The following is a 5970-nucleotide window of genomic DNA, read 5'->3' on the forward strand; positions in this document are numbered from 1 at the left end:
AGGAGGTCAGGGGTTCGATCCCCCTTGGCTCCACCAATATTCCCTGATAGCTCAGTTGGTAGAGCACTCGACTGTTAATCGAGTTGTCACAGGTTCGAGTCCTGTTCGGGGAGCCATATTTTTAATACTTCTGAATTTTATATATAAGGTGGCGGCGTAGCTCAGCTGGCTAGAGCGTACGGTTCATACCCGTGAGGTCGGGGGTTCGATCCCCTCTGCCGCTACTCGGAGAGATACCCAAGTGGCTATAAGGGGACCCTCTGCTAAGGGGTTAGACTGCGAAAGTGGTGCGAGGGTTCGAATCCCTCTCTCTCCGCCATAAATTTATTAAATCAGAATTCATTTTGTAAGGCCCGTTGGTCAAGGGGTTAAGACACCTCCCTTTCACGGAGGTAACAGGGGTTCGAATCCCCTACGGGTCATAATTTGGAGGCTTAGCTCAGCTGGGAGAGCATCTGCCTTACAAGCAGAGGGTCGGGGGTTCGATCCCCTCAGCCTCCACCATATTTTATATCGCGGGGTGGAGCAGTTCGGTAGCTCGTCGGGCTCATAACCCGAAGGTCGTAGGTTCAAATCCTGCCCCCGCAATTAATTTCCTATTGGAAATGCCTCTGGAACTGTGGTGTAGAGGCCTAACATGCCTGCCTGTCACGCAGGAGATCGCGGGTTCGAATCCCGTCAGTTCCGCCATTTAAATGCATATAGTACGAACTATATGGTATAGTTATAAAATTAAATATGGCTCGGTAGCTCAGTCGGTAGAGCAGAGGACTGAAAATCCTCGTGTCGGCGGTTCGATTCCGTCCCGAGCCACCTTTCAAGTGGGAATTGGTAATGTGCCGGTGTAGCTCAATTGGTAGAGCAACTGACTTGTAATCAGTAGGTTGGGGGTTCAAGTCCTCTCGCCGGCACCATTTTGGAGGATTAGCGAAGTGGCCAAACGCATCAGACTGTAAATCTGCTCCCTTACGGGTTCGGTGGTTCGAATCCATCATCCTCCACCAGTTTTATAATCATATGGCGGTCGTGGCGAAGTGGTTAACGCACCGGACTGTGACTCCGGCATTCGTGGGTTCAAGCCCCATCGGCCGCCCTTTGATTCTTAATTTAATGGGGATTAGCCAAGCGGTAAGGCAACGGACTTTGACTCCGTCATGCATAGGTTCAAATCCTATATCCCCAGCCATTAAGAGCCATTAGCTCAGTTGGTAGAGCACCTGACTTTTAATCAGGGTGTCGAAGGTTCGAGTCCTTCATGGCTCACCATTTATAAATTATTTTGCGGTCGTGGCGGAATTGGCAGACGCGCACGGTTCAGGTCCGTGTGGGCTAACCCCCCGTGGAGGTTCGAGTCCTCTCGACCGCACCATATTTTGCGGACGTGGCTCAGCGGTAGAGCATCGCCTTGCCAAGGCGAGGGTCGCGGGTTCGATTCCCGTCGTCCGCTCCATTATCCATACGGCGCCATAGCCAAGTGGTAAGGCAAAGCTCTGCAAAAGCTTCATCCCCAGTTCAAATCTGGGTGGCGCCTTAACTGCTCATTATGGAATTTAATATGCGCCCTTAGCTCAGCTGGATAGAGCGTTTGACTACGAATCAAAAGGCCGGGAGTTCGAATCTCTCAGGGCGCGCCATTTCTTAAAAAATGTATAATGTCGGGATGTAGCTCAGCTTGGTAGAGCACCTGGTTTGGGACCAGGGGGTCGCATGTTCAAATCGTGTCATCCCGATACTGATTTGCGGGTGTAGTTCAATGGTAGAACTCCAGCCTTCCAAGCTGGTAGCGTGGGTTCGATTCCCATCACCCGCTTTTTGCTATAGCGGATTCTTGTTGCCTCAGTGGTGACACCTTATAAATAAAGAGAGCCTGTCTGGGGACAGAGCTCTCTCTTTTTTTTGTACATTTATATTCCATAGATTCCACAAAGTGATGGCTATTGTTAGTGCTTGCCATCGGTGTATCTCTCCTGTTCCTGCAGGGGGATACACCGATAACTGATCTAGTGCACAGATTTTACACTGGAATGGTTAGTTGGATGGAGGTTCCCCGATTTGGAGCAGAAGTCATGCTCATGAAGCCGCCTACTCCTCTAGCTCGTTCTTCCATGCTGAACAATCCAACTCCCTCTCCTTTGGATTCTCCAGAGAAGCCCATACCCTCATCCCGAATAGTTACTTTTATTATTTCGTCTTGATCCTCTACATCAACGTATGCTTCTGCTACATCTGCGTATTTAGCCACATTCGTCAGTGCTTCTTGTACAATTCTATAGATTGCTATTTCTTTTCGGATATCAAGGCGTTTACGTAAAGTACATTGAAAATGCACTTCGATTCCGTAATGCGAACAGAAGTTTTCAATATAAGTTCTTAGGGCCGGTACGACACCCAAATCATCCAGAACTGAGGGACGAAGTTCCCACGCTAAGCCACGAACATCTTTAATGATATCAGTTACCTGTGTACGCAGATTTTCCAGAGTAGCACTGGGCTGTTCAGCTAGTTGGCTATCTAGTTGAATAATAAGTGAGAACAGGCTTTGACCAATCCCATCATGAAGCTCTCTTGAAAAGCGTTTACGCTCTTCCTCCTGTATTTGCATGACTTGCGTCATCATGGTCTGAAGCTCTGCCTCTACTTTTTTTAATTTAGTTACTTCATTACGGATCGCTAAGTACTGATAGGGTTTACCTTCCTCGTCCATAAATGGAACAATCGTAGTATTCACCCAGTAGTAGCTGTTATCTTTAGCACGATTTCGTATTTCTCCCTGCCATACCTCACCAGAACGGATCGTAGTCCACAGGTTCTTCATGAAGGCGCGAGTATGATAGCCCGAATTAATGAGACGATGATCCTGCCCGATCAATTCTTCACGACTATATTGCGAAATCTCACAGAACTTATCGTTTACGTACTGAATAATTCCTCGATGATCGGTCAGAGCAACGATAGAAGATGTATCTAGAGCAAATTTAAGATTGGATAGCTGGTGGAGAGAACTACGCAGTACATGGAGAAAAGGAGAATCTGGTATATGAATTTCCAAACCATTCAGTAGTTTATCGGTTGACTCCCCAAAGGCGGGCTGCAGTAAAGGGTTAGAAGGTTCATTCATAATGGAGCAACCCCTTTTTCAGTGCAAATTTGACCAACTCAGGCCGTGTTTTCAAGTTAAGCTTCTCCATAAGGTTGCTTTTGTGGGACTCTACGGTTTTGACGCTAATCACCAGGTGTTCGGCAATTTCCTTGTTGGCATATCCTTTGGCTACCCATGATAGGATCTCCTTTTCCCGTTCAGACAGGGATTCATACGGTCCGGCTATGCCCTCTTGTTTGATTTTGTCCAAATATTCACTCATCAGACGTTTGGTTGCATTGGGATACAGATAGGCACTGCCTTCGGCCACAGACTGGATGGCAGCGAGTAATTCCTCATGAGGTGCACTTTTTAAAATATATCCAGATGCTCCGGCTTGAATGGCTCGGAACAGATATTCCTCATCATCATGCATCGTTAAAATAAGCACTTCTGTATCCGGCAACTGTTTTTTTAATTCGGTGGTTGCCGTGAGGCCATCTTTGCCAGGTGGCATACTAAAATCCATGAGCACGACATGAGGTTGTAGCTCCACCGCTTTGCGGATTGCTTCATCCCCGTCTGCTGCATCACCTACTACTTTAATACCGTTTTTGCCGTCCAATAGGGCCATGAGGCCAGAACGTACGACAACATGATCATCCACTACAAGTATACGAATCAATTAGTCATCCCCTCGAACGGTGAAAAAACCGTGCGTTTTATCATAATCATAGCAAATTTTAGGGATTTCAATCAACAGAGATAGTTAGATGAGGCGTTCATATTGACTTAAATTTATAATTTTATTTTATCAATTATCAATTATGGAGTGAGAAGGGAGCGCACATAGCTGGCCAAGGTGATGAGCAACTTGAGTGGCCTTGGCTACATCAGAATCGGTGAATGTTCTCACATCTCGGTTACCAAGAAGTAGTACACCGTTTGGCAATTCTCCTGTACTTGAGAAGGGAATGGCTACTGCAGAATGTAACTGTTCGGCCAGCATAAGCGCACATTCTTGACGTAAACGTATGCTTCCTGATATTAGAGCGCTAACGGTCACGGTACGTCCCAAACGAACAGCCATCCCAGCAATCCCATGTCCGACTTTAAAAGAGATAAGTCGATAGCGATTGTTTCGACTGCCGGAGGCATAATACCAATGCAACTTACCCCCCGACTTGGACATAAATGCAAGGGCAGTTAGATCTCCATACACATGATCTCGCAACTGGTTTAGTTCTTTTCGCATTTCATCCGTTATTTCTAGCATAGAAGACACATCCTTTTTCGTAACCAAAGTGTAGCTCTAATTCATTGTAATTCCGACAGGTACAAAAGTAATTCAGGGAACCCCCTGATCTATAGGTTCAGTAAACACTGACTTTTCGTTAGGCGGGGTAATTAATAAGAAGAGGAGCGATAAAAGGGGCGTTAGATAATCCTGGAAGTGATATTTATCACTGCAAATCAGGGAGTAGGGAGGTACAAAATCAGGTGTTCTCCCGATAACAACCCAGGCATCAAAACATTATGATAAGGGTATCAGGTAAACACGAGGAGGACGCTAATATGCAAGCCACTTGTATGGAACGGTTTGGGGACGAAGCGCAGCGCACGGGGATTCAGCTTTTTCTGACGGAAGAGCATTTTGAACTGTTAAAAGATATCATGTCCTGGAAGAAGGTAAAGGCAGGCGTTATGCTTTTCCGAGAGGGTGATGATGCGGAGCAGCTTTATTATATACATTCGGGTCATGTTAAACTCCGTAAGTCGACAGAAGATGGTAAAGAATTGATTCTGACTATTCAGCACCAAGGCGATTTAATCGGGGAGTTTAGTGGGATAGGTGGGGAAGAGTATAGTTGCACTGCAGAAACAGCCGATGTGTGTGAGTTAGGTGTCGTGCTTGTTAAGGATCTGGAGTCACTCCTGTCTAAGCATGGGGAAATGGCGCTTCAGTTCATACAGTGGATGGCAATGAAGCAACGAATTATGCAATCACGGTTTCGGGACTTACTGTTGTATGGTAAAACGGGGGCACTAGCGTCTACACTGATCCGTGCAAGTAATACATGTGGTGTAGCTGTGAAGGATGGCATTTTACTGAACATGAAGCTGAGTCACTCCGAACTGGGCGAGATGATTGGAGCAACGCGCGAAAGTGTGAATCGGATGCTGAGCTCGCTAAAAGAGCAGGGAACCTTGGATACGAGAGACGGAAAAATCGTCATTCATGACCTGAAGGTGTTGCGTGCCATGTGCTGTTGTCCTTCGTATGGCCACTGTGCCCATGAGATTTGCAGGTTATAAAATGATGAGCATCGTTAGGCGGGGGCTAAAAGACTCCGTCTAATTGTAAGTCTTCTGACAATAAGCAAATAAAAGGAACGAGTATTATAAATATCATAAAAATCGACGATGCGTTTAGCGGCAAATCAACGATATAGTTTTTTTAAAAGGTAGTACATGTTGAAATAGTCGACTATAAGTAAATAAAATTTAGATATTGAATCCTTGTAAAATATTACAAGTTGTATTCTGTAGTTGAAAATGGTATATTATTTGAGCTGACAACAAAACAGCCGTTTCGAAAAAAGAATAACTAGGGCGAAACAATCTTCGAAAAGAAGAGAAAAATAACCCTTGCATTTTTGAAACGAACATGATATGATCTTATAGCTGCTGAAAAACGCAGCGAAAAAGAATTTGATCTTTGAAAACTGAACAACGAGTGAGTAAATTGATTTTGTTCGCAAAATCAAACAAGAGATATTTTATCTCGTCAGTTTCAACATGAGCTAATCGCTCTTTCTATAAACCAACTTCGATTGGTCTTTAATGGAGAGTTTGATCCTGGCTCAGGACGAACGCTGGCGGCGTGCCTA

At 45.4% G+C, this 5970-nt stretch carries 4 protein-coding genes and 19 tRNA genes; 20 read left to right on the plus strand and 3 right to left on the minus strand.

Going from position 1 to position 5970, the window contains the following annotated elements; genetic code table 11:
* Positions 1–40: 40 nt before the first annotated feature.
* The 19 genes from OIU26_RS25625 (at position 41) to OIU26_RS25715 (ending at position 1810) form a co-directional block, all read left to right on the plus strand.
* Positions 41–116 (plus strand) — tRNA-Asn (locus OIU26_RS25625).
* A 34-nt stretch (positions 117–150) separates the two neighbouring features.
* Positions 151–224 (plus strand) — tRNA-Met (locus tag OIU26_RS25630).
* A 3-nt stretch (positions 225–227) separates the two neighbouring features.
* A tRNA-Ser gene (locus tag OIU26_RS25635) sits at positions 228–319 on the plus strand.
* Between the two features lie 31 nt (positions 320–350).
* Positions 351–422: transfer RNA gene (locus tag OIU26_RS25640), tRNA-Glu, on the plus strand.
* 6 nt (positions 423–428) lie between these two features.
* A tRNA-Val gene (locus tag OIU26_RS25645) sits at positions 429–504 on the plus strand.
* Between the two features lie 10 nt (positions 505–514).
* Positions 515–588: transfer RNA gene (locus OIU26_RS25650), tRNA-Met, on the plus strand.
* A 25-nt stretch (positions 589–613) separates the two neighbouring features.
* A tRNA-Asp gene (locus tag OIU26_RS25655) sits at positions 614–690 on the plus strand.
* A gap of 50 nt (positions 691–740) precedes the next feature.
* A tRNA-Phe gene (locus OIU26_RS25660) sits at positions 741–813 on the plus strand.
* A 25-nt stretch (positions 814–838) separates the two neighbouring features.
* A tRNA-Thr gene (locus OIU26_RS25665) sits at positions 839–914 on the plus strand.
* A gap of 4 nt (positions 915–918) precedes the next feature.
* A tRNA-Tyr gene (locus OIU26_RS25670) sits at positions 919–1004 on the plus strand.
* 16 nt (positions 1005–1020) lie between these two features.
* Positions 1021–1093: transfer RNA gene (locus OIU26_RS25675), tRNA-His, on the plus strand.
* An 18-nt stretch (positions 1094–1111) separates the two neighbouring features.
* A tRNA-Gln gene (locus OIU26_RS25680) sits at positions 1112–1186 on the plus strand.
* A 4-nt stretch (positions 1187–1190) separates the two neighbouring features.
* Positions 1191–1266: transfer RNA gene (locus OIU26_RS25685), tRNA-Lys, on the plus strand.
* 15 nt (positions 1267–1281) lie between these two features.
* Positions 1282–1369: transfer RNA gene (locus tag OIU26_RS25690), tRNA-Leu, on the plus strand.
* Positions 1370–1375: 6 nt separating this feature from the next.
* Positions 1376–1450: transfer RNA gene (locus OIU26_RS25695), tRNA-Gly, on the plus strand.
* 10 nt (positions 1451–1460) lie between these two features.
* Positions 1461–1531: transfer RNA gene (locus OIU26_RS25700), tRNA-Cys, on the plus strand.
* Between the two features lie 26 nt (positions 1532–1557).
* Positions 1558–1634, plus strand: a tRNA-Arg gene (locus OIU26_RS25705).
* Between the two features lie 22 nt (positions 1635–1656).
* A tRNA-Pro gene (locus OIU26_RS25710) sits at positions 1657–1730 on the plus strand.
* A 9-nt stretch (positions 1731–1739) separates the two neighbouring features.
* A tRNA-Gly gene (locus OIU26_RS25715) sits at positions 1740–1810 on the plus strand.
* A 204-nt stretch (positions 1811–2014) separates the two neighbouring features.
* Here OIU26_RS25715 and OIU26_RS25720 read toward each other — a convergent pair.
* The 3 genes from OIU26_RS25720 to OIU26_RS25730 all read right to left on the minus strand — a co-directional run bounded on the left by OIU26_RS25720 (position 2015) and on the right by OIU26_RS25730 (position 4355).
* On the minus strand, positions 2015–3118 hold the full coding sequence (locus tag OIU26_RS25720) for a PAS domain-containing protein (RefSeq protein ID WP_264218403.1): 1104 nt from the start codon (positions 3116–3118) through the stop codon (positions 2015–2017).
* On the minus strand, positions 3111–3764 hold the full coding sequence (locus OIU26_RS25725; protein ID WP_029516026.1) for a response regulator: 654 nt from the start codon (positions 3762–3764) through the stop codon (positions 3111–3113). The genes OIU26_RS25720 and OIU26_RS25725 overlap by 8 nt, the downstream gene beginning before the upstream one ends.
* Positions 3765–3893: 129 nt before the next feature.
* On the minus strand, positions 3894–4355 hold the full coding sequence (locus tag OIU26_RS25730; RefSeq protein WP_264218404.1) for a GAF domain-containing protein: 462 nt from the start codon (positions 4353–4355) through the stop codon (positions 3894–3896).
* Between the two features lie 299 nt (positions 4356–4654).
* Between OIU26_RS25730 and OIU26_RS25735 the strand changes: the two genes are divergently transcribed.
* Complete coding sequence (locus OIU26_RS25735; protein ID WP_264218405.1) at positions 4655–5395, plus strand: Crp/Fnr family transcriptional regulator; 741 nt, start codon at positions 4655–4657, stop codon at positions 5393–5395.
* The last annotated feature ends 575 nt before the right edge of the window (positions 5396–5970 follow it).

This window comes from Paenibacillus sp. BT-177, from assembly GCF_025846815.2.
In the GTDB taxonomy this organism is placed as follows: Bacteria; Bacillota; Bacilli; order Paenibacillales; family Paenibacillaceae; genus Paenibacillus; species Paenibacillus polymyxa_C.